At 55.0% G+C, this 23,689-nt stretch carries 20 protein-coding genes; 10 read left to right on the forward strand and 10 right to left on the reverse strand.

Translation table 11 applies throughout. The features are described from left to right. Positions 1–9: 9 nt before the first annotated feature. From Enr8_RS23485 to Enr8_RS23520, 8 genes are all read right to left on the reverse strand, one after another. Positions 10–600 (reverse strand): hypothetical protein, encoded by a 591-nt coding sequence (locus Enr8_RS23485; RefSeq protein ID WP_146436435.1) that lies wholly within the window; start codon positions 598–600, stop codon positions 10–12. Between the two features lie 7 nt (positions 601–607). Continuing rightward, a complete protein-coding gene (locus Enr8_RS23490; RefSeq protein WP_146436437.1) occupies positions 608–4,699 on the reverse strand; it encodes a DNA-processing protein DprA in 4,092 nt (1,363 codons plus the stop codon). Beyond that, complete coding sequence (locus Enr8_RS23495) at positions 4,696–5,421, reverse strand: hypothetical protein (protein ID WP_146436439.1); 726 nt, start codon at positions 5,419–5,421, stop codon at positions 4,696–4,698. The genes Enr8_RS23490 and Enr8_RS23495 overlap by 4 nt, the downstream gene beginning before the upstream one ends. Positions 5,422–5,549: 128 nt before the next feature. Beyond that, positions 5,550–8,993, reverse strand: coding sequence for a helicase-related protein (locus Enr8_RS23500; protein WP_146436441.1), 3,444 nt, complete (start codon positions 8,991–8,993; stop codon positions 5,550–5,552). Positions 8,994–9,006: 13 nt separating this feature from the next. Next, the gene (locus Enr8_RS23505; RefSeq protein ID WP_146436443.1) at positions 9,007–9,222 is read right to left on the reverse strand and encodes a MerR family transcriptional regulator; all 216 of its coding nucleotides are present in this window, start codon (positions 9,220–9,222) and stop codon (positions 9,007–9,009) included. Positions 9,223–9,412: 190 nt separating this feature from the next. Beyond that, positions 9,413–9,796, reverse strand: coding sequence for a hypothetical protein (locus Enr8_RS23510; RefSeq protein ID WP_146436445.1), 384 nt, complete (start codon positions 9,794–9,796; stop codon positions 9,413–9,415). Continuing rightward, positions 9,793–11,355, reverse strand: a complete 1,563-nt coding sequence (locus tag Enr8_RS23515) for a recombinase family protein (RefSeq protein WP_146436447.1) — start codon at positions 11,353–11,355, stop codon at positions 9,793–9,795. Before Enr8_RS23515 ends, Enr8_RS23510 begins: the two co-directional genes overlap by 4 nt. Continuing rightward, positions 11,352–11,843 carry a DUF2924 domain-containing protein gene (locus tag Enr8_RS23520; RefSeq protein WP_146436449.1) on the reverse strand — a complete coding sequence of 164 codons (492 nt, stop codon included), beginning with the start codon at positions 11,841–11,843 and terminating at the stop codon, positions 11,352–11,354. Before Enr8_RS23520 ends, Enr8_RS23515 begins: the two co-directional genes overlap by 4 nt. Positions 11,844–12,203: 360 nt before the next feature. Between Enr8_RS23520 and Enr8_RS23525 the strand changes: the two genes are divergently transcribed. The 7 genes from Enr8_RS23525 to Enr8_RS23555 all read left to right on the forward strand — a co-directional run bounded on the left by Enr8_RS23525 (position 12,204) and on the right by Enr8_RS23555 (position 19,428). Next, positions 12,204–13,199 (forward strand): hypothetical protein, encoded by a 996-nt coding sequence (locus tag Enr8_RS23525; protein ID WP_146436451.1) that lies wholly within the window; start codon positions 12,204–12,206, stop codon positions 13,197–13,199. A gap of 148 nt (positions 13,200–13,347) precedes the next feature. Further along, a complete protein-coding gene (locus tag Enr8_RS23530; RefSeq protein ID WP_146436453.1) occupies positions 13,348–13,572 on the forward strand; it encodes a hypothetical protein in 225 nt (74 codons plus the stop codon). Next, on the forward strand, positions 13,569–14,165 hold the full coding sequence (locus Enr8_RS23535) for a helix-turn-helix domain-containing protein (RefSeq protein ID WP_146436455.1): 597 nt from the start codon (positions 13,569–13,571) through the stop codon (positions 14,163–14,165). Before Enr8_RS23530 ends, Enr8_RS23535 begins: the two co-directional genes overlap by 4 nt. 19 nt (positions 14,166–14,184) lie before the next feature. Beyond that, the gene (locus Enr8_RS23540; protein WP_146436457.1) at positions 14,185–14,532 is read left to right on the forward strand and encodes a hypothetical protein; all 348 of its coding nucleotides are present in this window, start codon (positions 14,185–14,187) and stop codon (positions 14,530–14,532) included. After that, positions 14,529–17,210 carry a hypothetical protein gene (locus tag Enr8_RS23545; RefSeq protein WP_146436459.1) on the forward strand — a complete coding sequence of 894 codons (2,682 nt, stop codon included), beginning with the start codon at positions 14,529–14,531 and terminating at the stop codon, positions 17,208–17,210. The genes Enr8_RS23540 and Enr8_RS23545 overlap by 4 nt, the downstream gene beginning before the upstream one ends. A 555-nt stretch (positions 17,211–17,765) precedes the next feature. Further along, positions 17,766–17,981: a hypothetical protein gene (locus Enr8_RS23550; protein WP_146436461.1), complete on the forward strand. Its 216-nt coding sequence runs from the start codon at positions 17,766–17,768 to the stop codon at positions 17,979–17,981. Positions 17,982–18,114: 133 nt separating this feature from the next. After that, positions 18,115–19,428 (forward strand): DNA modification methylase, encoded by a 1,314-nt coding sequence (locus Enr8_RS23555; RefSeq protein WP_146436464.1) that lies wholly within the window; start codon positions 18,115–18,117, stop codon positions 19,426–19,428. A 27-nt stretch (positions 19,429–19,455) separates the two neighbouring features. Here the strand turns inward: Enr8_RS23555 and Enr8_RS23560 are convergent, their stop codons facing one another. Both Enr8_RS23560 and Enr8_RS23565 read right to left on the reverse strand, forming a co-directional pair. Continuing rightward, entirely contained in the window at positions 19,456–19,773 is a 318-nt protein-coding gene (locus tag Enr8_RS23560) for a hypothetical protein (RefSeq protein WP_146436466.1), read from the reverse strand. A gap of 219 nt (positions 19,774–19,992) precedes the next feature. Next, positions 19,993–20,394, reverse strand: coding sequence for a winged helix-turn-helix domain-containing protein (locus tag Enr8_RS23565; RefSeq protein WP_146436468.1), 402 nt, complete (start codon positions 20,392–20,394; stop codon positions 19,993–19,995). Between the two features lie 146 nt (positions 20,395–20,540). Here Enr8_RS23565 and Enr8_RS26660 point away from each other — a divergent pair, with 146 nt between their 5' ends. From Enr8_RS26660 to Enr8_RS23580, 3 genes are read left to right on the forward strand one after another with little or no spacing between them, the layout of a single operon-like run. Then, entirely contained in the window at positions 20,541–21,026 is a 486-nt protein-coding gene (locus tag Enr8_RS26660; protein WP_390620213.1) for an HNH endonuclease, read from the forward strand. Beyond that, positions 20,960–21,487 (forward strand): phage terminase small subunit P27 family, encoded by a 528-nt coding sequence (locus Enr8_RS23575; protein WP_222434930.1) that lies wholly within the window; start codon positions 20,960–20,962, stop codon positions 21,485–21,487. The genes Enr8_RS26660 and Enr8_RS23575 overlap by 67 nt, the downstream gene beginning before the upstream one ends. After that, on the forward strand, positions 21,487–23,088 hold the full coding sequence (locus Enr8_RS23580; RefSeq protein ID WP_222434931.1) for a terminase large subunit: 1,602 nt from the start codon (positions 21,487–21,489) through the stop codon (positions 23,086–23,088). Before Enr8_RS23575 ends, Enr8_RS23580 begins: the two co-directional genes overlap by 1 nt. The last annotated feature ends 601 nt before the right edge of the window (positions 23,089–23,689 follow it).

A 23,689-nucleotide genomic window follows, 5' to 3' on the forward strand; every position in this document is an offset into this window, starting at 1 on the left:
GTTTGGCCGTTAAGCTTTGTTGAATTTCCTGAGTTCTCTGTCCAGCAGGTAACACTTGAAGAATCCGTCGGGAAAGTGCTCCCCTTCGCCTCTGTTCCCGAAAATGATCGCCGTGTCGCCTCGCAAGTCGTGAAGTTGTTGCTCTGACAGGCTGCCGATGATGTCCTTGCCGATCGCAGCAACCGAGCTGCGGCCGGAGTCCCAATCAGGACGAAACGCAAACACAACTCTCAACTGTGCTTTCACGCAGAGCACCTTCCAGAGTGAGTAAGCGACGCGATCGTCCGTACGATCGTTTTCCAATTCAAACACCGCAATTGGCAGTGGCCAGCGACCATTCATGGAGTCAGGGGCGAAGCCCATTACATCTATGCTGAGATATTCTTCTCCAGCCTTCGGCAACAGATCGAGTTTGTGCCTGAGCCCCGCAGCTTTCCACTGCATGCTTTCGCACGAACGAACTACTGCTTTCGTCAGGCTGGCGGTCCATGCTTTGAGGTCCGCGGCCTGCGAGGCTTCGCGCAGTGGCTCCCCGATCGACGAAGCCCGAATGACTTCGACGAATGCAGCTTGCCACGATGCGAATAAGTCTCCTCGCATAATCAACTCACAGCCCAAGGCCTTTCTTGCGTGCCAATAGTCCTTCTACCCAGCGGCGTTCTTCCGTCCCCGTGGGATACAACTTGTTCAAGTTGTCGGCGAGCTTCCAGAATCGCTCATCCTTACCGACTCCGTCTTCCACCAAGAATCGCTTCAGCAACTCGCCACGGTTTGCAGCGAACAGAATCATGGCTTGATGCACGCGGTCAAGCGTCGTACTTCCCGGTGGTGGTCCCTTGATCGAGGTCCAGCCAGACTCCTCAGCTTCAACCTCGTCAAGTTCGTCAAAGAGCGTTCGCTGCTTGACAGTTTTAGCCTTCTGGCGACTCGTAGACGTAGCCTCTTTTCCGAATAAGTGCCGAGTTCTAGCAGCAACGGGAAGAAGCGTTGCATTGTCACCCTTTACCACAACGAGTGTCGCACTCTGCTCAAGATGGACACCAAGTCCTTGGGCGATCTTCCGCGCGGCGTCGAATTCCAAAGTGAATCCTTCGGACGCCTTGATCTTACTCTCGTCGTCGCTCGACTCTGTGTTTGCGTTGCCGTTTCCTCCTCCACCAATTGTCCAGAGCCACATTGCCGTAAGCCGTGCGTCGGGTTCTAACCCAGCAGCGTCGGCATCTTTAAAGATCAATGAGAGCGCTTCTGTTGAAACGGCGCCCCATACGAATTCAAGGTACTCACGTAGCGTCGCGAGTTCGCCATTGGACTTTTCGACTCGGCTGTACCGACTATAGATTTCGAGCGCGGGACCTAGACAGGCAAAAATTGCGTCGGCTCCAACGACGCCTTCTGCCGCAAGACGAGGCATCCACTCGTGAATTCGATTTGGAAGTTCGGATAAGACATCGCGCCACTCACCGTGAACTTCGACCAACTCACCATTGGTGCTTTCGCGAGGCCTACACACAAGGTGGACAGATGAAGCTAACGCGGCAGAATCCATTGCACGCAAACGCGCGCCACGCTCTGTGTCGATTGGCCAAGACCCAGTGACGGTCCAACCCGCCAAGATCATCGATTGTAATTGGCTCTCCCAACCCGCAGTTGACTTGTGCGCGAATACAATGACTCCAATTCCGTTGGGGGCAACCACCCTTCGAGAGTCGGCAAGTGCTGCCGTCATTGTTTCCTCAAAGAACTCGTCGTCCTTTCCTTTAGCGTCGTCAACAATGCACTCCCCGTCTTTTGGCGAAAGCTCGGCAAGGAGATCGTTGAATCTGTCGCCAAGACTGCGCTTCAACCAGACGACAAAGAAATCAGAGAGGTCGGCATATGGAACTGCGTCGTAGTATGGGGGATCAGTGAAGAGGCACGCCGCTGAATCGGATGGCAACAACTGTTGAGTCGCGTTTGCTTGTTCGGCCGTTCCGGGCTGCAAATTCGCGAGAGCAGTTCCCTCCGTATACTTGGCGACCCAACCGACAGCCTCGTGCCACGCACAGTGAAAATCAGCAATTGGTACTGCTTCTGCGAAATCCCAAATGATCTGGATCGCCTGACGATGAAACGCATGACCAACGGTTCCCCTAGGCATCCAACCCGAGATCGAATTCCAATAGTCTGCTCCCTTATTCAATGCAAAAGCGAGTAGCGATTGGACAGCGGTCGCAAGGCCCTTGTCGCCAGTCTCCGCCTCTAATGCTGTTCCCGCTTCACGAATGAGTTGCGAATACGTCATCAAAGCAAGTAGCTGGCGTGGAGTGAAAAGATCACGAAACCGGTCAATTCCATAGTTGCGTTGCGAGAACGCACGTCCGGCTCCTCGTCCACCGCCAAGCGGGGTGCTTTCGCTTGGAACAGAACAGAATCCGACTTCTTCGCCAAAATGTGAACTCAACTCTGACTGGCTCGTCACAACGGCTTCGTAGTCTTCCTCAGTAGCCTCACGAAATGAAAAGCTACCGGTAGACACACACTTACATACTACGGCAAAGATTCGTCCGTCCGCTGCTCCACCGTTTCTGTTCTTCAGTTGGCTTCGAACACTTGTGACCGGTGTCGTGAATCCTGTTACAGGACAAGTCGCCGACCCACGAGCCACTGTGCCCGACGGAAGGTCATTCGCGTTCTTTGGTGTGAAGAATTCAATTCTCGGTCGGCGAACTGTCCGTGTGCCGTCAAAATATGCAACCTTGACTTCATCACATACAACGCGATTCCCTTCTTTCGCCCATCGCAGGGCGAGCCGCTGTTTGCCTCGTTGACTTAACCACATCGACCTGATTAACGGAACTTCAACAGGTGGACCATCCTGTCCGGGGGCTTCTGAAAGGATTGTTCGTGCCCATAGGTAGCATACTGGTGGCGCCTCATCTTCATTATGTGGGTAGTACGGTGCCAGTATCTTGTCGGCTGTGCACTTGATCCATTCACCCCATTTCAATAGTTCACCGGTGAGGGATTCCCCGTACTTCGGTATGAACTCCAATGACATCTTGTTCAAGAGCACAGGTATCGGGTTTAGGTCACTACCAAACGCGTCGGCTCCAACTCTGAGTGCCTCAAGAGGTATTGAGCCACCACCAGCGAATGGGTCGATCACGAGTGGACGAGTACCCGGCACACCTCCCAACGATTCGTGGGCTGACTGTGTTAATGCTCGGCTCGTATCAAGAAACGCCGGTACTGTGCTATTGTCCCAGCTTGCAAAGTCTGCGATGAAGTCCAGCAGACACAGTCGCAGAATTGGCATATCTGCCGACTCACTCGCTGAGAGTGTCAGTGTCTCATTGGCGATCGCCTCCCAGCGAGCACGACTCTCAGGGGAACAATGTTTTTCGCTCGACAGCGTGCGTCCTTCGTCAGTAATACGCTTCGGGAAGACTCGCCGAGCAAACGCCTTGATCTGCTCAACCGCCGCGTCACGAAATGCCTGCGGGCACAATTCATCCGCCGGATCTGGCCAAAGTGAAGCGCAAATCACGGCACGACACGCTGCAAGCGGACGACGCGCCCACCAGATATGCAGTGTCGAAATGTGTCCATGCCGAATCGATTTTTCTCTCCGGGCATGAGCCGAGATGCGCGCAATCGGCAAATCGACTTCGATCAATCGTTTGGGATACGGAGTGCCTTGGTTCGATTTCTCTGTTTCCTTCGTTTTCGGCATGGGGATCGTGTTGTCCTGAACTTGGATTGCGTCGTTAACAATTGGCTGAATAGTTTCAGCGGGCTTCACGGATACTTGCTCCTGAGCCAGCCCAATCACTTCCAGCACTCGCTTTAAATTGGGCTTACCGGTTCTGTCACCGCGGAGGGGCATTGCTCCTCGTTCAATGAAATGGCTGTTGCCGGATGCCGCATCGGATGGGGCAGCAAACTCCACGACAAACAGTGGCAATCCTAGCTTGAGGGTCGAATCTGCGGCGGCGAATGTGCCACCTGTCATGCCAGATTCAACGCAAACGACAGCGTCCGAAAGACCAATGATTGTCTTGTTTCGTTGCATGGCGCTGCGGCCAGCCCACGGCAATCGTGGTGGGAACTCCGATACAACCAGATGATTCTCGTCGTTCAGGAACGATTTCACTTCCCGCTTCGCACGGTAATGCAGAATTCCCTCTGCAAGCACGATTGTTGTGACACCATTGCCATTCAGTGATCCAACATGTGCTGCCAGATCCACGCCTTTCGCGTAGCCGCTGACGACATTGACATCGTGTCCCGCAAGCTGGCCGGCTGCGTCGCCAGCAATGCGAATCCCTTTCTCCGACGCCTTACGAGAGCCGCAAAACCCGACTGCGTGTTTCGACAGAATTGATGTATTGCCGCAAACAAAAAGTATCGGCGGGGCGTTGTCGCCCAGAACATCGCAAAGGTGACTGGGATATGGATCAACTCCGCGAATGAGGATCTCAATCCCTTCGCGTGCCAATTCCTCGGCGGTGTCGATTGCCACTTTCTCAGCCGAATGAATTGCATCCACGATACTTCGACGGAGACCAAAGCGTTCAACCAGCTCTGTGTCTGACAAATTCAGCATTTCAGCTGGAGAAAGATCACTTTGTACAAGCTGATCCACAATCTGGCCGAGCGTTTTTGCACCGAGCCCTTTTGCGAAGAACAAACTGAGTATTGGTGTGGCTTCAATAATCATTGGTTATCGGAATCCCTGAGAGATTTGACACACGGCAAGCCAAAAACCGCATGGGCACCTTGCTTCTTTAGGTATTTGGCATACGACCACATGGTCACACCGGACTGATATAGATCGTCAACGACATACACAAGCTTTCCATTTACGTCCTGTTTCAACTCGACAGCATCTGCCTCGACGATCTCCTGCCAGATCTCAACCTTTGCTTCCAGAGACGCATTCTTTAGCGACTCCTTATCAATGGTTAGAGTCGCATCCACGACATCCTCTTTGAAGAAAGGATTGCTGATTTGAGATCGCATTTCATGCGCGAGGTCCCGTGGAAGATGAAAGTCCTTGTCTTCAGTTGGCGGAATGTATGTGATGCATCTCGTGACCGTTGAATGAGCACGAAATGGAATCTCGAATGCGGCTCGTGCCAGCATCTTAGCGAGGCTTTCGGACGCTTCATCATTGCCCTGATACTTTGCCTCGTACTCAAGTTGGCCAGTTTCGGTTCGTGTTCCAGGCGTTGAGTGGCCATAGTCGAGTGCCATACAGGAGTCCAATTCCTCACCGAAGTACTTTTCAATATTCGAATTCAAATCGATTATGACTCTCTGCTGGTACGTTTGAATGAAGCGTTCGATCTCAGAGACTTCACCGTAGTCGAGGTTCTTGAAGTATGCGTATTTGGCTTTGCCACTTTGGCCAGAACGCATTCCTGTATTGGACTTCTGCATCAAGAATGTGTTGTCATACTCAAATAAGTCCGCGTAGTAGTTTGGCAGCGATAGGAAGTGACTGCCGGCGCCCTTGTCTTCAAAGGTGTTCCATTTGAGCTGATTTCAGCTGCTTGGTGGTCGTTGAATCACGTGCTCGCCTCTATGATCGTGCTAGGGTTCAGTTGATAGTGCTCGACCGCGAGAATTGGTTGCCATCCAAGTCGTGCAGGATCGTGAACAACGTGCAGTTCCGGCGATGAAGCACAGTTGAAGACTGCGTACAGCCAATAGTCTGCACGCAATCGCTCCGCTGTTCGGTATTCGTTCTCACTGAGTGCAACGACGCCAACGCCTGCTCGACCTTTGACTTCGATGAAGCGAACTTCAAGGAATGTCTTGGGATCTTCCGGATGCGGTCGTCGCGAAATCAGATCGAAGCCGCGATTCTCGGACTCGACACTTTCCACGACCCACCCTCGGGCTTCCTCGTATCGGATTGCCTCCTGTACGGCGATTCGTTCGATCTCGTCATCACGCACCATGGGAGCAAACTGTGGGGTGGCTCGGTCCGGGTGCGGGGCGACCCAAACGCGGCCAAGATGTGAGATGTCGGAAACTGACGTGTGGCGTTCCAGTTCCAATTCTTTGCGGCGACTCTCCAAGCGGTTTGTCAGTTCATCAAGATGCTGTTCTGCCTGAGCAATAAGACCGTCAAGACCGGTCACCGTTTCGCCCTCGATCTGACGGCTGATGTACTCCGCCTGCTGCAATTGGGCACGGTTGATTAAAGCATTGAGGCTGATCTCGACGTGTCGCCGAATTCGCTCAACGGCGTCACGCTGTTCGTCAGCATTTCGATCGATCCACGGGGCGAGTGCGTTTTCATACAGATATTGTTCAACGGACTGTCGCGTTGGCAACGTGATCGATTCTGCAGGGCCTGCGGCCCCTTCAGGTGCCGCTGCAATGTCCAGCAGCACTGTCGGTTCATGCAGCTTCATCTCACCTGACAACGCCGTTTCTACGGCGAATAGACGCCTGTGAAGCGTGCGTCCGCGACCATCTTTGATCGATGCCACAAATACGTCGATCAATGAGGGATCATTGCGATTAAGATCGTAGAACACTGCACCGCGTCGAAGATGGTCAACAGTTCTGGCGAGAATGTCTGTTCTGACCGTTTCAAACAACGGATGCCCCGGCGTCACCCATTCAAGCGTTGGGTCATCCCGCAGGTATAGCTTATCGAAGGCCACCTGCTTGTATTCACGTCCCAGTCGACCGAAGCGATCTTCCTGCCGATCGCCGATGGGTAGCAGGTTTCGAGGAACTTTGCCGATCCGAAACACGCGGCTTCCCTTGGCCGTTTCCTTGGGACTCATGCCGCATTCTGGCGATGCATCCACAAAGAACTGCTCAATGACTTCGGGAACAAGTCGTCGCTCTTTGGCTTCGGCGTTCTTCCCGATCATGTTCGACAGGTTGAGCTCTTTTTTTGCCAAACCTTCGAGCGTTGATTCGGTAATCGCTCGAAACCGCTCTGGGCTGACGTCCCGGACAATGCGATCTTCGATTTGGCTGACGTCTGTCTGCCGGGCGTACATGTCTCGAAGCATTCGCTCCAACTGGTTCGCTGGAAAGACCTCACCGACAACGTCAAACACCTGATCCGAACCAAGGTCCGCCCTGATTTCAGCAAGCCGATCGAGCAGTTTGCGAAGCACCCGGCCTTCGCGTGTGTTCTGAGCGACGAAGTTGAAAATCAGGCAGTCCTTCTCCTGACCGTAGCGGTGGATTCGACCAACGCGTTGTTCCAATCGCACTGGGTTCCATGGAATGTCAAAGTTGATCATCAACCAGCAGAACTGAAGGTTGATACCTTCACCGGCGGCCTCGGTCGCGACCATGATCTGGCACTCTTCCTTGAATGCTCGCTCTGCGTAGATTCGAGTTCCGGGCGTGTCGCGGTCACCAATCTTCATTCCGCCGTGAATCTGAGTGACTGACAGTCCCCATTCGATCAGCTTGCCAAGGGGACGACCGTCCTTTCCGTCCGCAGCGAGGAAATCGAGCGTGTCCTTATGCTCCGTAAAGATGAGTAATTTGTTCTTCTTGCTGTCGAAGATGCCCTCTTCATTGAGAACGGATCGCAGCTTGATGATCTTTGTCTGGATGTCTCGTTCTTCAAGCTGCACGGCCTGTTGAACCAGACGCGTGAGCTGTGCGATTTCTTCGCGGAGTGCTGCCGGGTCGACCGACAGAACTTCGTTTTCGAGATCATCGATAATCTGTTGTTGTTCTTCGGTGTCCAGATCGTCGAAGTCATCCGGAACACGTCGTTGGATTTGTTCCTGTCGATAGGCTTCAGGATCGGCAAGGATCTTTTCGCGACGGGTTCGCATTCGCTCCAAGCTGCGGCGGACTGCATATATTGATGATGCCATGCGTCGCTGAAGCATGGCCATCGTAAAGCCGACAGCACGGCCACGAGCGCTGCCATCTGCGGCCGCCATCATCGATTGATCTTCGACGTACCGAGTTAATTCGTCATAGAATTCGAGCTCTTCGCCATCAAGGTCGAAGGCAACACTCCGCACTTCTCGTTTGGTGAACAGCTTACGTACTTCGCCCGTGTCGGCATCAGGGAATGTGACGAGGGCTTCTTTCGTGCGGCGAAGATAGAACGGTGCCTCATGGTCTTTCATCGCTTGTTCAAGGCTCTGAATGCTGCCGTAAACATCAGCATCCAGTAACGCGAGGAAGCGTCGAAAATGTTCCGGATCGCCCTTGTGCGGCGTTGCCGTCATAAGGAGATAGTGATCCGTCATCTTCGACAGATTCTCGCCGAGCCGATAAGCGTACGTTTTGTGGTCCTCTGACCGGGCGCTCATTTTGTGGGCTTCGTCGACGATGACGAGATCCCACCGTGATCGAAGCAGACTTTCTCGGGCATCTTCAACGATTGACACCCACGAAACCGACGTCACAACCTGATCGCGTTCCTGCCAAGGGTTCTGACCATAGTTGGCTCGAAGGACATCCCCGCGAATAACCTCGAACTTTTCCCGAAACTTGTCCGCCATTTCGCGTTGCCACTGAAAAGTCAGACTTGCCGGGGCGACAATTAGAACACGCCTGACAAGGCCGCGAGCCTTCAGCTCCTTCAGCAGCAAACCCGCCATAATCGTTTTGCCGGCACCGGGATCGTCGGCCAACAGGAATCGAATCCGCGGCAACTTCATGAAATAGCTGTAAACTGCTTCCAGCTGATGCGGAAGCGGATCGACGCGGGCGATTGATAGCGAAAAGAATGGATCGTACTCGTATGCGAGACCGAGCCGATTTGCTTCGATCCCTAGCCGGAACATTCGGGCATTGCCATCGAACGGTTCGCGATCTGCAGAAACACGCACGTCGGCCAACTGTGCACGGGAAAGCACGGGATCGTGGGTGAGTCCAGTCGTGCAGCCGCGACCGATTACCTTGAGCGAATCGCCCATTGGCACGGTAGCCAGAACCTCGATCGGTTCGGGGAGCGTCGGGCTGCTCAAGATGCAGCCCTGTCGAATTGCGCTGGGATCGACACTCATGTTGATTTTTCAACTAACGTGGTTTTGTGCCGTATTTTGCTGTAACGGGTTGTCCAGTCGCATTGAGGATTTCATCCAGATCTGATTTCCTGAATAGTCGATATCCGTTGATCGGATTTCGATGCATCGGAATTTTCTGATCTCGTCCCCAATTCCGCAAAGTATTCTGTGAGACCCCGAGATACTCAGCTGCTTCTTTGATTGTGAGGTATTGGCTCAGTTTAGGCATGTTCGATCCTCCTACAAGGGGGGTTTCATTGGTAGTCAAACCTTACCAAAGTCAACTTCGATCGAACAGCAGGCCCGAGTATTGGCGGACGGCCATTGGAAATAGCGAGTGATTCGTTACTTTAATTTCGGTGGTCGCGACTCCAAGTTTCCAAATATGTTGCTTGTTCTGACGCCAGCCGGTAACCCCCTCAGCGACACGGGACCTTTAACAGAACCCAAGCATTTCGTTGTTGCTTCCAGCAGCTACCTGCCGCAATCGGCCGCAAATCCCGCTCCGTAACAATATCCCGCCCCCGCTCCGTCACCGGCAAGAACAAAATCGCCTCCTGAATATCTGGCGCCAACTGCAGCAGATTCATGATCTGGGTCAGCCGAGCCCGCGTCACGTGCCCAAGTCGCGCCAATTCCGCCTGGTCGGCGACCTCCCCGTCCCGAATCATCTGGTCGAGCCGAATCGCCAGCGCCATCAACCGCGAAACCCGTGGCACACGGCCTACAGAGGCATTCTCCTCCTGCACCTTCCGACTCCGCCGCGCCGTCTGAAACTCCACCTTCCGCTGAACCGTAATCATGCCGCCACCTCTTCCTTTGTGTTCGCCAATTCGCCGACCAGCGTTCTAATCCCGCTAGGCCGGAATGTTATCGAGATATTCCCCCCGTCGCCGTCGTATTCGACCCGTTCGACGAGTAGCCCAATGACGCGTTCTTGTTCTCGCGGTGCCAGACACGCCCACACGGCGTCAAATTCGGCCAATGCGGCGGCTACCTCGGTCCGATCGAGGGTATCACCGCCAAGTGCGGCTAACTCGTCTTCAATCTCCGTCGAACGCCGTTCCGCTTCCTGTATCCGATCATGGGCGTCGGCCAGCCTAGAATCGCCAGGACCGACCGTAGCCGCTAATTGTCCAAGTTCCGCATGTGCATCGCGTAGCTCCTGATGCAGCTCTAGTCGTTCCGCCTGGAGTCGCTCGGTTTGTTGGGCGGTCTGCACCCGCACCTGTTCGAGCGTCGCGCTGATCACCTGCGGATCGCGCCCAATCGCCTTGATCTCGTTCACGATGAACTGTTCGATCTCCCCCGCGGGGATCGAAGGCGCCGGGCACGAATCCCATCCGCGTTTCTGAGCCTTTTGGCAGACGTAGTAGCGATAGAGCCGGTTTCCCTTCTTTTTGGAATAGCTGTGGCTCATTCCGCATTGGCAGGCGGAACAATGCAGGAGGCCTCGCAGCAAAGCGTGGTGCTTGTTCCTGACCGCCTTCCCGCCGCTACTCCCGTTCTGTTGCAAGAGCGTCTGAACCTTCTCAAACGTCTCCGGATCGATGATCGGCTCATGCTCGCCCTCGTGCACTTCCGCCTTGTACCGGACCTTGCCGACGTAAACGACGTTCGTGAGCAAAGCGTAGAGCGAGCCCTTGTCGAACCGTCGACCGCCACGTTCGGTATCCTTCTTTGTTGTCCATCGCTTGGTTCGCCAGCAGCGAGCATCAAGTTCGTTGGCGACATCGAGTATCGATTGACGTTCCAGGTACATCTCGAATATCTCTCGCACCCGTCGTGCTTCCGTGTCATCAAGAACCAGCTTGGTCTGTTCGACGTTGTAGCCCAGCACCGGCAAACCGCCCGACCATTTTCCTTTGCGGCGCGCGGCGGCGATCTTGTCCCGGGTTCGTTCGCTAATCATCTCTCGTTCAAATTGGGCGAAAGACAAGAGCACGTTCAGAACCAACCGCCCCATCGACGAAGCCGTATTGAAGGCCTGCGTCACGCTGACGAACGAAACCTTGTTCCTGTCAAACGTTTCGATGATTCTCGTAAAGTCGAGTAAGCTGCGGCTGAGACGATCGACTTTATAGACGACCACGCAGTTTACTTTTCCCGATTCGATGTCGGCCAGCAGTCGCCGCAGCGCCGGGCGGTCCATATTGGCGCCGGTGAAACCACCATCGTCGTAGCGGTCCGGCAAGCAGACCCAATTCTCGTGGCGCTGACTCTGGATATACGCCTCGCCCGCTTCTCGTTGGGCATCGAGTGTGTTGAACTCCTGCTCTAATCCTTCTTCGGTCGATTTGCGGGTGTAGATCGCGCATCGAATCGAGTCGGGCTCGGCGGGAGGTTTGGCACGTTTGTTCATTTCGCGACTCCATTCTTACGCAGACCAAAAAAGTGAAATCCATTCCAATGCTTGCCGGTGATCGCCTTCGCAACCGCCGTCAGCGATTTGTAGCGTTCGCCTTGGTACTCAAACCGGTCGTCCAGCACTTTCACGTGGATCGTTTGCCCCTTGTACACACGCTTTAGTGACATGCCTGGAAGGAGGTGTGTACTTTGCGGCGACTTGGTGGCAACGGCGATGATTCGTGACTCGGCATCGGCGGATGTTTTTTGCGTTCGCGGGATGGTCATCCTCAGATCGGAGTCGTTGGCAAGTTCCCTCGCTCGCCGCCGTGCCCGTTCGGACAAACCTCCTTCGGCGTTGGCCTGCATCCGCCACGCGATCCGTTTGATCAGCCATTGCTTATGCCTGCCGTTGGTAGGTTCGCCAAAGACCTCGGCATACTTTTCCCGCAATTGGTTGACCGTCATCCGCTCCATCGCGGCGACCTCTTTGTCGATGTTCATCGTTCAAAAACTCCTGTGGTGAGAGTGGTTGCGTCAACAGGAGTGTCCAGAGAGCGGTATCTCGGCGCCGAACTCAAGGCGTCGTGCGAGAAAGTGTTGGATGAGGTGACCGAAGGTGTCACGGGCGAGTGACAGCATTGTCGTGCTCGAATGCGACGGACAATCGCTCGAGCCAAAATGGTCGCCACTTCGTAGAGCGGATCAGGCTCATCAAATCCGCGATGCGAACGTTGCGTCATTCCTAATCACCTCATCCTTGCAAAGTGCGGGCTGTTAACCGGTTCGCACTTCCAATACGCCCTTTAGTTTCTGTGCGCTCGGAATCCGCACGGATCGCATTTTTTTCTTTTGGAGAGCAATATGAACGAAGAAGAACTCGATGAGTTGTTGGCCGATGGAGAAGCCAAGGAGCAGCAGCGCCGGGATCGGGAGGCCGTGCGAGCCTACGAAATCAAACGCGAACGCAGGCTGGAGGAAGCCTTCCATGAATTGAATGTCTTACCGGACAAGTTCCATCGTGAGACCGGCGAATATCCGGAATACGACAACTGGCCGTTTTGCGACCCACCTCCGGCAAACTATTGGCGCTGGTATGCCAAACGCATGATTAATGTCGCCGATGTGATCGATGTGGATGGGTGGAAGGCCAACCTGGATGAGCTCGAAATCGTGGAGACGAATGGAAGGATAGCCCTTGGCTTGCTGCATCACGCGATGAATGGAGATGTGGATTCTCTGGCCAAGAAGATTGAGAAGGCCATCATGCGTGTTGAGGATGGCCCTGAGGCGAAGGCTTGGCTGGTCGTCAGGATTGTCCGGATGCTAACAAATCCACCAAAAACGAGTGAAAACGAAACCGAGCCGTCTCCGGTTCCTAGCGAAGTCGTCTCTCGTGAGAATCCAAACGAAGCGTCCGCGGTTCCAAAGATGTCGACGGAAGAAGTCATAGAGCGTCTGCTCTGCAGAATGGATGCGGGTGATAAGTTTTCAAGCAGACGCCAACTCGCCAAGGATATTGATTCCTCGTATTACAGGGTCGACGTGGCCTTCAAGTCTACGCCCCGTCTTCAGGCGTGGGAAAGAACAAGAGCTTGGAAACGCCGAACCCATGCTTTGACCGACAAGAGTCAAGCACGTCACCAGAAGGTTAATGATCAAGACGATCCCTTGGACAAGCTCATAGCGCAAGAAGAAGCTGAAATTCGCCTTCGAAAATTGATCGAAAGAGCAACAGATGCGCGTAAAGCGGAGTACCTAGCGATCCAGTCCGAATGCAATGGAAATGCTTCAGTTACGCTCCTCCGCATCAAGCAAAAAAGCGACGACAACTATAATCGAGTGGTGGATCGTAGATAAACCATGTATTTCGAGCGCGCGCCAGCGCATGGCCGCGCTCGAAATTACTTTTCCCCGAGTTTTATAGGGTCTCGGGAAAAAATTTCGAACGTTTCGCATTAAGTCAGAAATGGTCTTTGTTACCTCCTGACAGAAAGCGAGACGATTCATGACTGCCGTCCCCCAACTTCGGACCACTGGCGTCATAGCGAAAATGCTAGACGCCCCTCTCCATCGCGTGGTGCACATTCTGGCCACGCGGCCCCACATCAAGCCCGCCGCTCGAGCAGGCATTCTGCGACTGTTTGACTCCGAGGCGATCGAAAAGATCCGCCACGAGCTCGAAGTCATCGACGCCATTCGCCAATTCTCCAACACGGGAGAATCGGCATGATCCAGAAACATTCCCCACGGCCCGACGCCGCCACGGCGATCAAGCAATCCAGTTTCTTACTCGACGCAGCATCCAACCGCCTAGCTGTAAGACTTCGCGATCCCTCAGGCGTCGACGACTACCGACAGGAGTTGGCTCTCCACGTTCTGAAGCGATGGAACCGCTTCGATCCGGCTCGTGGCTCCGCTGGCAGCTTCATCAACGAACTCGTCAGAGACCGCGAACGCGACATCATTCGATCGTATTGGCGAAAGTGCCGCGGTCATGGCCAGACAATCCAATGGCCTGTCTCACCGCATGACGGCGCACTGCTCGACGTCATCGATCACCGGACCGTCCCCGGGGAAGATTGGCGCGAGATGGACGCCGCGATCGAGGGCCTGATCGCACCTGAGCAGACCATCTGCCAGTTGTACCGGAGCGGACACTCCATTTCTGACATTGCAAAACGATTGCAACTATCACGAGGAGCCATTTACAGGTCGCTGAATTTCATCGGTGAGTACTTCGAGGATCAAGGACTTCGAGAATATATCGATTTTCCGAGCGCACGTGACATAGACGGCGTAACTGATGATTCGACCTTAACCTAACCCGGCTCGGAGTACCAACATGACAGCGACCAAGATTGTTTATCGATTCACTTTCGCGAGAAGCGTCGAACAGGAGGATGTCCAGGCGGCAATCGTCCTGGCCCTGTTCGGCGTGGAGTCTCTCCATGGTCGGGCTCGCATTCGGCTCGACGCGGCCCACCACTTTGATTTTGCCCACAGAGCCTGTGTGATCGACGCCAGCAATGAGGTTGGCGTCGATCTGAGTCGTCTGTTCACCGGTTTTCTCCTGCGGGAGATCGGTGACGACGGCTTTCAGGTCGAGCGGATTGAAAAGGATGCGGTGAAGAAGACCGCACCGTCGCACTCAGGCCTCAACGGCTTTGCGAAGCCAGGAGGTAAGGCATGATTGTCCGAACTGAAGCAACCACGGATGGAGTTGCGGCTGCGGACGAGATGCATGCGAATGCTGAAATCGCAGTTCAGTTCCTGACGGCGCTATTCGATGAAGACGACCTGATTCTATTTCGGCCGATCGAAACTTGGACGGAAGGAGGGCGAAAGAAGAGCCGCGTGGATTATCGAAACACGCAATATCGCAGGGCCCAGCGAGAAACCTTAAAGGGAACGGTTGCGAGCCTATTGCGGAAGGCGGAAAGGAATCCACTGAACCTATTTTTTGGCTCGTGCCCTCGGTACGGCGGAAATGGTGAATTTGACTTAGCCTGGCAAATTCGCAATGTTCGCGCGTTGTGGACGGATATTGATCACGTTTCCCTCGACGAAGTTCGTGAGCGAATCGCGAAATCGAATCTACCCGAACCATCCATCATCGTTAACTCGGGAAACGGCTGTCACCTTTACTGGATACTCGACAAGCCGTTTTTCATCGATGACGTTGTAGACCCGCCTGCGATCCTCACTGAATGGGTCGAGAAGGATGGCGGTGGTAAGAAGGCTCGCAAGTACTTCCTGCAGGGCGAGGATCGCGTCTACCTCGACAAACGTCAGAATATTCCCACGCTAAGCCCCAAAGCTCAGCATATCCAAGACATCCTGGCTGGAATCGCGGATCTGGTTGGCGGGGACCACACGACCGACTTGTCGCGACTCTTACGGCTACCGGGAACCTTCAATCGCAAGGATCAACGCAACGGCCGTGATCCAGTGCCTACGGAGTTAGTCGAGTGCGAGCCATCCCGACGGTACTCGCTCGCCATATTTGAGCCTTTGAAAAAGCCATCGCCGGAAGCGGAACGTGCGAAACAGATCGCCTGTATCCCGCTACCTCGTCCCCGCACGACCTCTGCGTCGAAGTCCGATCGGCTCGATGAACTTATCACCGTCAGCGCCACGACAGAGCCTGGTCGACGCTCTGAGGCGGATTTCGCGGTGTGCTGCTATGCGGTGCGATACGGGATCGACAAGGAAGATGTCTGGCGACGGGTCGAACCGATTGGAAAATTCGCGGACCAGGGTCGCACCTACTTCGACCATACCTGGGAAAACGCGGAGGACAGGGTGCGTGTGCAAACTTTTGAAAGGCTAGAGCAACGTGCTAACCCGACGAATTCCGTTGCCGCGGACGAACCTCGCGACGCCGGCGATCATTTGCATGACTCTCCCGGCACCAAAAAAAGGCGTGTAATTCAAATCGACCCGTCGAAAGACCCGGTCGGCGACACGATGCATCAGATTACGAATACGCTGCTCAAGTCCAGTGGTTGCTTTAGCCGCGCCGAGCAATTGGTGAACATGCGGGAAGATGTCGTCACGCCAGTTCTTACTTCTGCAGAGTTGGCCGGTCTTCTCAATTCCTACGTCGAGTTCGGCTTCGTCGAAGGGAGCCGATTTCAATACAAGCCGCTTCCTGCCAATTACGGCAACACGTGGCTCAACCATCCTGGCGAACGGGGACGCTTGCCGGTGATCGAATTGTTCACCCGCAACCCAGTTTATTCGGAGGATTGGCGACTGGTGGCGCCAGGATACGATCCGCACTCGAAAATCTATTATGCAGGTCCGCAGGTGTCTCCACGCCAGGGGACATTCCATCTTGAGAAGATGTTGCACGACTTCTGCTTCAAGACCCCGGGAGATCGCACGAACTACCTCGGGATACTCCTGACGACCGTGTTGATCCCGCACTTCATCGGTTCAAAGCCCGCCGCCTTGTTCAATGGCAACCAGCCCGGACTGGGCAAGACGGTCCTGGGCCAGATCACTTCGATCCTGCGTGACGCCAAAACGGTCGAGACGGCGAGCTACAATCCGAACGACGAGGAGTTCGAGAAACGGCTAGGTGCGATCGTACGGCGTGGAGCCAGCACGATCATTATCGATAATGCCAAAGGCCGCGGTCGTAATCCAAGGATCGAATCCGCTTGTCTGGAACGCTCGATCACCGACCCGATACTCTCCTATCGCCTTCTGGGTAGCTCTGAGTCGATCCGGGCCGAGAACTCGCACATCTTCTGCATCACCGCCAACTCGCCCGATGTGAGTCGCGACCTGGTGACCCGGAGCGTGGTCATTAATCTCTTTTACGAAGGCAATCCGGAAAGACGCAAGTTTTCCATTGCGGATCCTGAAGGTTATGCCTTGGAACATCGGTTGGAAATCCTCGGTGAATTGATCGGCATGGTCGAACGCTGGAAGGCGTCTGGGATGCCGCTGGCCAGTACGGACTCACGATTCAATAAACGCAACTGGGGCGACATCGTGGGCGGCGTTCTCCAGACGTGTGGTGAACCCGACTTCCTGGTCAACAGCGAGGAGGCGGCGACTCAGCTCGATGACACGCGGCGTGAGTTCAACGATTTGGTGCTGTCCATGGCGGACCATCCTCGGGGAATGTGGACATCGAAAGAGTTGGCGGAACATTGCGACAAGCATGGACTGCTCCAAGATGAGCTGGGTGACGGCACACTGCGGTCGAGGTCCACACGACTTGGACTGCTCGCTGGGCGGTTCGTGTCAGAGCGATTCGACATAGAGGATGGACGCACAGCGACGTTCCTTCGTTCGGAAGATCGCAACGGGAAGGTCTATCGGGTCGGAATCACGGGCGAAGTGCGGAACGTTTGAGCCAAATGCGGAACGTTTGCGGAACGTTGAAAACCCCAACGTTCCGCACCTTAAGTCATGAAAGGATAAGGAGATGCGACAACAGTGCGGAACGTGCGGAACGTTACAGGTAACTCCATGTACGTGCGCGCATGTGCGCGTGAGGCTGGGTACCGTCAAACGTTCCGCACGTTCCGCAAATCGTCATAAGTCTCGAAATGGAAATGGCTTATGTGCCAAGCAACGTTCCGCACAACGTTCCGCAAACGTTCCGCAAGGTTCCGCACCCGAATGTCACCTCGAAATGGAGGACTAGCCGCATGGGAGTTTGCAACAACCACCTACTTCGCGTCGCGTTGACCCTAGAGCACTTGCTTGCCCACTTCGACGCGTTCACCATCTTCCTCGCGCTCCTGCTGGCGGGCACGTGGATGCAACGTCTTTTCAATTGAGGATCGAGTGAGGCCGAAGTGTAGCGCCCAAGTCATTGATGAAAACTACACAGCCCATCAGGGCATGCCCCGGCAACGTGTGTACTTGGACGTTTTCTGATCAAACCAGGACAAGGAGTAACTCATGAAACGAACGAATTCCCAAACGCCAGTCGCCCAATCGATTGACTGGTATTCCCAAGGTGATTCTCAAATGGTGGAGATCAATGGCGTGCGCATTGTCGTACGACTCGTTGGTCGAAAAGGACGTCGCGCACGCATCGCGATCTCAGCGCCTTCAACAGCAAAATTTTCAGCAGCTTCTAACGAATCGGACACGTTTCCAATAGTGACTCGTTAGCGTAATCGGTTAGAATGAAGACATCTTCAGTGGCAGGAGATTTCTGGTTCTCTTGCCCGCCGCTCGCATTGAGCCGCACTCCGCATCTCGGAGCTACCAGCACGAACCCTCGTGTAGTGGTGAGCTCTGTCTCATGAAGATCGAACAGTGGAAGATTTCGGATGTCACACCGTATCCCAACAACCCCCGTGTCAACGATGGCGCCGTCGAGGCAGTTGCAAAGAGTTTGCAGGAGTTTGGCTTTCGTCAGCCGATCGTGGTTGATGAGCAAGGCATCGTCATCGTCGGTCACACCAGATTAAAAGCGGCACAGAAGCTGGGTATGGAAACGGTCCCGATCCATGTCGCTACGGATATGACGCCGGAGCAGATCAAGGCCTATCGCATCGCGGACAACCAAACGGCGACCATTGCCGAGTGGGACCAGATTCTACTTCCCCTGGAATTGGCAGATTTGCAATCGTTTGGCTACGACCTCGGTCTGCTCGGATTCAGCGAGGACGAACTAGCTAAGATGCTCCATCCCGATGGTAAAGAGGGCCTTACCGATCCGGATGATGTTCCCGAGCAACCGGATCAAGCCGTAACGCAGCCTGGCGACTTATGGATCTTGGGCGACCATCGATTGCTTTGCGGAGATAGCACGAAGCCCGAAGACGTCGATCGGTTGCTGGACGGCGCAGTGATTCATTGCGTGAATAGCGATCCGCCTTACAACGTGAAGGTCGAGCCGAGATCGAAAGCAGCCATCGCGGCCGGTAACAGCAGCTTTACCGATCCGAGCAAACACAAGTCGGACGGGAAATCGAAAAAGTTACGTGCCAAGGATCGACCGCTGGAGAACGACTTCGTTACCGACGATGAGTTCGATCGCTTGCTCGACGCTTGGTTCGGCAACATGGCTCGCGTCCTCGCACCGGGTCGGGCGTTCTACATCTGGGGCGGATATGCCAACTGTGCGAACTACCCGCCATTCCTGAAGAAGCACGGACTCTATTTCAGCCAAGCGATCATCTGGGATAAACAGCACCCGGTTCTCACGCGTAAAGACTTCATGGGAGCGCATGAATGGAGTTTCTACGGCTGGCGTGAAGGTGCGGCGCATCGCTTCTACGGACCGAAGAATGTGCCCGACTTGTGGCACGTGAAGAAGATCCCGCCGCAGCAAATGGAACATTTAACGGCCAAGCCTGCCGAGCTTGCTGTGCGTGCGCTGCAGTACTCCACGGTCGCGGGCGAGAACGTCCTGGATCTCTTCGGCGGCAGCGGCTCGACCATGATTGGTGCGGAGCAGACCGGACGCAACGCCTACTTGATGGAACTCGACACGCTGTACTGTGACACTATCGCCGACCGCTTCCAAAGGTTCACGGGCAAGCAAGCGATCTTGGAACGAACCGGTGACTCGCCGATTCCGATGAAGGCTCGCGAGGAGGCGATGCAATGAGAGTTTACCCGGAAGCGCACGGCTATGTCACGAAGTACGGCTAGAGGCCAAACGCAAACGGCGGGAACGTAAGCATCCGCAGGAGAAATCATTGTGAGTGCCCGACAGAATTCGCCCCAGCAAGCTATTCTTCATGGCCTCGATCGCTTCGCAGACAATCAGGTGCTCTTCGATGAGCGCATGATCATTCGCCTCGCCAATCGGGATATCGGCGATCTCGAGTGTTTCCGCCAGGGTTCGAAGGCCTTCGATGGCTTTGTAGTACGATGCCCGAATTTCTTGGGCTTGGTGCGCGTCCATGTTGCGGAAGGCCTCTCGAAGCTTGGTTTCGTGGGCGTTGGTCATTCTCGTGGCTCCGTGGTTGGTGGGGTTTCGTATGTAACACATGAGCCATGGAATCTTGCGAACATCAAGCGCCGTCGCGATGAATTTAGCAGCTTTCTGTCGGTGGGCGACGTTGGCCCGTGTTGCGAACGAAGCCGGATCTGGCCCAGCAATGCCAGTCACGAGAAAACGCCCACACGATTTGAACGTGGGGCGTTGTGTCGGATGCTGTCCGAGAACCTAGCCGTTAGCGGCGAACTTCCCCCGCTCGGTCTTCTTGAATCTGGCGCCCTGCCCTTTCGTGTTGATCTCCCGCAGGATGGCGCTGTAGAGCGTGGCATGGGGAGTCTTCCCGCCGGGGCTCGACCAATACCCTTTCGCCGCCATCGCCTCGACCATCTGCTTGGCATTGAGCGGTTCTTTCGATTCAGCCAGAACCTTCGCCGCCGCGTTGATCGCCGACATCCGTTTGGGCTCATCAGCCTTCGCGGGCTTGGGATCGGGTTTCGGATCCGGTTTCGGTTCGCTCGCTGGTGGCGTGGTCTTCGTTGCTTTTGCCGTTCGTGCTTTGGTGGCGCCCTTGGTGCTGGTCGTCTTGGCGGCTGCGGGCTTACGAGTCGAGGTGGTTTTCTTCGTGGCCATGGGTTTGCTCCGGTTCGTTGGAATTCGTTCGTCGCGATCCGCGTCGCGTTAACACACATGAGCCATGCATTCGGAAACACATCAAGCGCTGTTGGCGGCAATTCAGAAGAATCTTTATCAAGGGGGACAACGCCATGCCCAAGCGTATGAAGCGACGAAGCGAAACGGTAAAGCGTGTTGGTCGAAGCAACATCGAAGTACGTCGTCCCTCACCAAGATCGCTGGGTTACGACGCCGACTGGGAACGAGTCGCCAAGCATCGCCGTGAGCTGGATCGATACCTCTGCCAAACGTGTTTAGAGCAAGGCCTGCTTACTTCGGCGACCGACGTCGATCACATCATCCCGCTGCACGTTCGCATCGAATGGCGACTTGAGTTGGGCAATACGCAGGTGCTCTGTCGAACGCATCACCGGCGCAAGACGGAACAAGATAAACAGCTGTTCGGGTCAAGCACCGCGAGTTCGCTAACTGCAGAACAACAAACCCGCAGAGATACCCTTAGGAGGCTCCAGGAGCCGCCGAGAGGGACCGGGGGGGAGTCATTCATACCGGGATACGCCGCTTGTACCGTCGCGTTCCCCGCGCGCGCTTTTCCGCGAAATTGGGTACCGGGGGGGCGTCGACCATGAAGGGACGTAAACCCAAACCGACGGTCCTGAAGATTCGCGAGGGAAACCCTGGCAAACGGGCTATCAACAAGGCGGAGCCAAACGCGCCAGATGACGTTCCTTCGTGCCCAGACTTCCTCGATGAAGTTGCGCAGGAGGAATGGCATCGCATCGCCAGAATCCTTTCTGACATGGGATTACTCAGCACCGCCGACCGCGCCGCACTCGCCGCCTATTGCACCGTCTACAGTCGCTGGGTCCATGCCGAGGAGCAAGTGAGGAAGTTTGGCACGATCGTCAAATCGCCCGACAAAGGTTTTCCGATGAAATCGCCCTACCTCACAGTGGCGGACCAGGCGATGGAGACGATGAGAAAGTTTCTGGTCGAGTTTGGCCTCACGCCATCCAGTCGCAGCCGCATCCGTGTCGACCGCAAAACCGCCGCCGATGATCAGTTCGATCTCTTTGTAGGAGCCGGGTAGTGACAATTCCTGTCCCGCAAGAATGGATTCGTAGTTCCAACGATGAGCGCGCCGTCGACAATGGCTGCTGGTTCGATGAGAGCTCGGCCGAACGCGTACGTGAATTCTTTCTACGCTTCCTGAAACACTCGAAAGGCCAATGGGCTGGTAAATCGTTTGAGCTGCTGGAGTGGCAATGGCAGGATGTCGTGGCTCCACTGTTCGGCTGGAAACGAGCCGATGGCACTCGTCGGTTTCGCCGCGGTTATATCGAAGTGCCGAAGAAGAATGGCAAGAGTACGCTCTTCGCGGGCCTGAGTCTTTACCTTCTGACCTGCGATGGCGAACCGGGCGCCGAGATCTACAGCGCCGCAGCCGATCGAGACCAGGCTTCGATCGTCTTCAACGAAGCGGCCAACATGGTCGATTACTCGCCCCACCTCGCCTCCCGACTAAAAGTGGTCCGCTCCACCAAACGGATCGTCGACCATCGCAGCCGCTCCGTCTATCGCGCCTTATCGGCCGAAGTGCCCACCAAAGAAGGTCTCAACGCTCACGCTGTTCTCATGGACGAACTGCACGCCCAGAAATCGCGGGAACTATGGGACACGCTCCGTTACGCTGGCGCCTCTCGAAGGCAACCGCTCATGCTGGCGATCACCACCGCCGGGTACGACCGATTAAGCATCTGTTGGGAGCAGCACGAATACGCCCGGCAGGTGCTGGAGGGAACTGTCGAGGACACCGCGTTCTTCCCCTACGTCTCCGCAGCTGAAATGGAAGACGACTGGACGAAGCCTGAGGTTTGGTCGCGTGCCAATCCAAGTTTTGGAATCACGATCGACGCAGAACAGTTCGCGGAAGACTGCCGTGAGGCCCAAGAGTCGCCCGCCAAGGAAAACTCGTTTCGTCGCTATCGGCTTAACCAGTGGACGCAGCAGGAATCGCGGTGGTTGAATTTGGAGAAGTGGGATGCCTGCGGTGACGCGCTCGCGGAGTTGGAAGGACAGCTTTGCTTTGCCGGGCTAGATCTTTCGTCCACGACGGATATTTCAGCATTGGTGCTCGTGTTCCCTGGCAACGAACAGTATGACGTTCTGCCGTTTTTCTGGGTGCCCGAGGATGGTGCTCGGCGACGTGAGAAACGAGATCATGCACCGTATATTCCCTGGATTCAGCAGAGGTACATCGATGCCTCTCCCGGCGAAGTGATTGATTACGAGCGGATTCGCGCTCGGATCAACGAACTCGGCCAACGATTCAAAATCGAGCAAATCGCCATCGACCGCTGGAACGCAACGCAGTTGGCCACGCAACTCGACGACGACGGGTTCGAGATCATCTCCTTTGGCCAGGGCTATGCCAGCATGTCGGCGCCAACCAAGAAGCTCGAGGAACTGGTACTGGCCCGAAAGCTACGACACGCGGGCAATCCGGTGCTTCGCTGGATGGCCGGAAATGTCGCAATCGAGCAAGACGCCGCGGACAACTGGAAGCCGTCGAAGAAGAAGAGCCAGGAACGGATTGACGGGATCGTGGCCTTGGTGATGGCGACGGATTTGGCGACTCGGCATATTGAACGGTATTGCATTTATGATGAGCCGGGTGGGTTGTTTTTGTAGATAAGTCACGCCTTGCGAAAACCTCGGCTTAGTTGGCAGACCAATCCCATGCCATGAATATTGAACGCCGAGAAAAAGATAAGTTACCGGCGTCGCCGGAGTGAAGCTTGGCAAGAGCTGTGCCGAAAAAAGGTAGCGCAGTCTTTCCACCACCTTCCCTCAGGAGACAGTCCTCGTAGGCACGCCGATTGATCCAAGTGGCCGGCGATTGTGAAATTTCCAAACATCATTCGCGAAGTATCAGCCACGAAATCCCAGGAGACTCGGCTTCCGCTTGCCCGCTTCATCTTCGTGCATGATTCCAATGCTGCGTTCTTGAAACCCTATTTTCCCATCGTGTCCCGGTCCACTCGCGAAAAAGATCGCAGGAACGGCGAAGGACAGAGCCACTTTCGACAGCTTGGGAAGTGGAATTGCGACTGATTGCGTGTCGGCTTGTTGAACACGCGTGCTTACGAAACCGACTAATCGGGGCTTCTCGCGCACACTGAAAACTCGTGCAAATAGATCTTTCCTTTTTGCGCGTTTCTGCGGTTTACAGTGCAGTTTCCACTCCCGTAGACTGCCTCTTGCTGACTGGTCGCGTCCCCTATCAAGGGTT

The sequence above is a fragment of the Blastopirellula retiformator genome, from assembly GCF_007859755.1.
Taxonomy (GTDB): domain Bacteria; phylum Planctomycetota; class Planctomycetia; order Pirellulales; family Pirellulaceae; genus Blastopirellula; species Blastopirellula retiformator.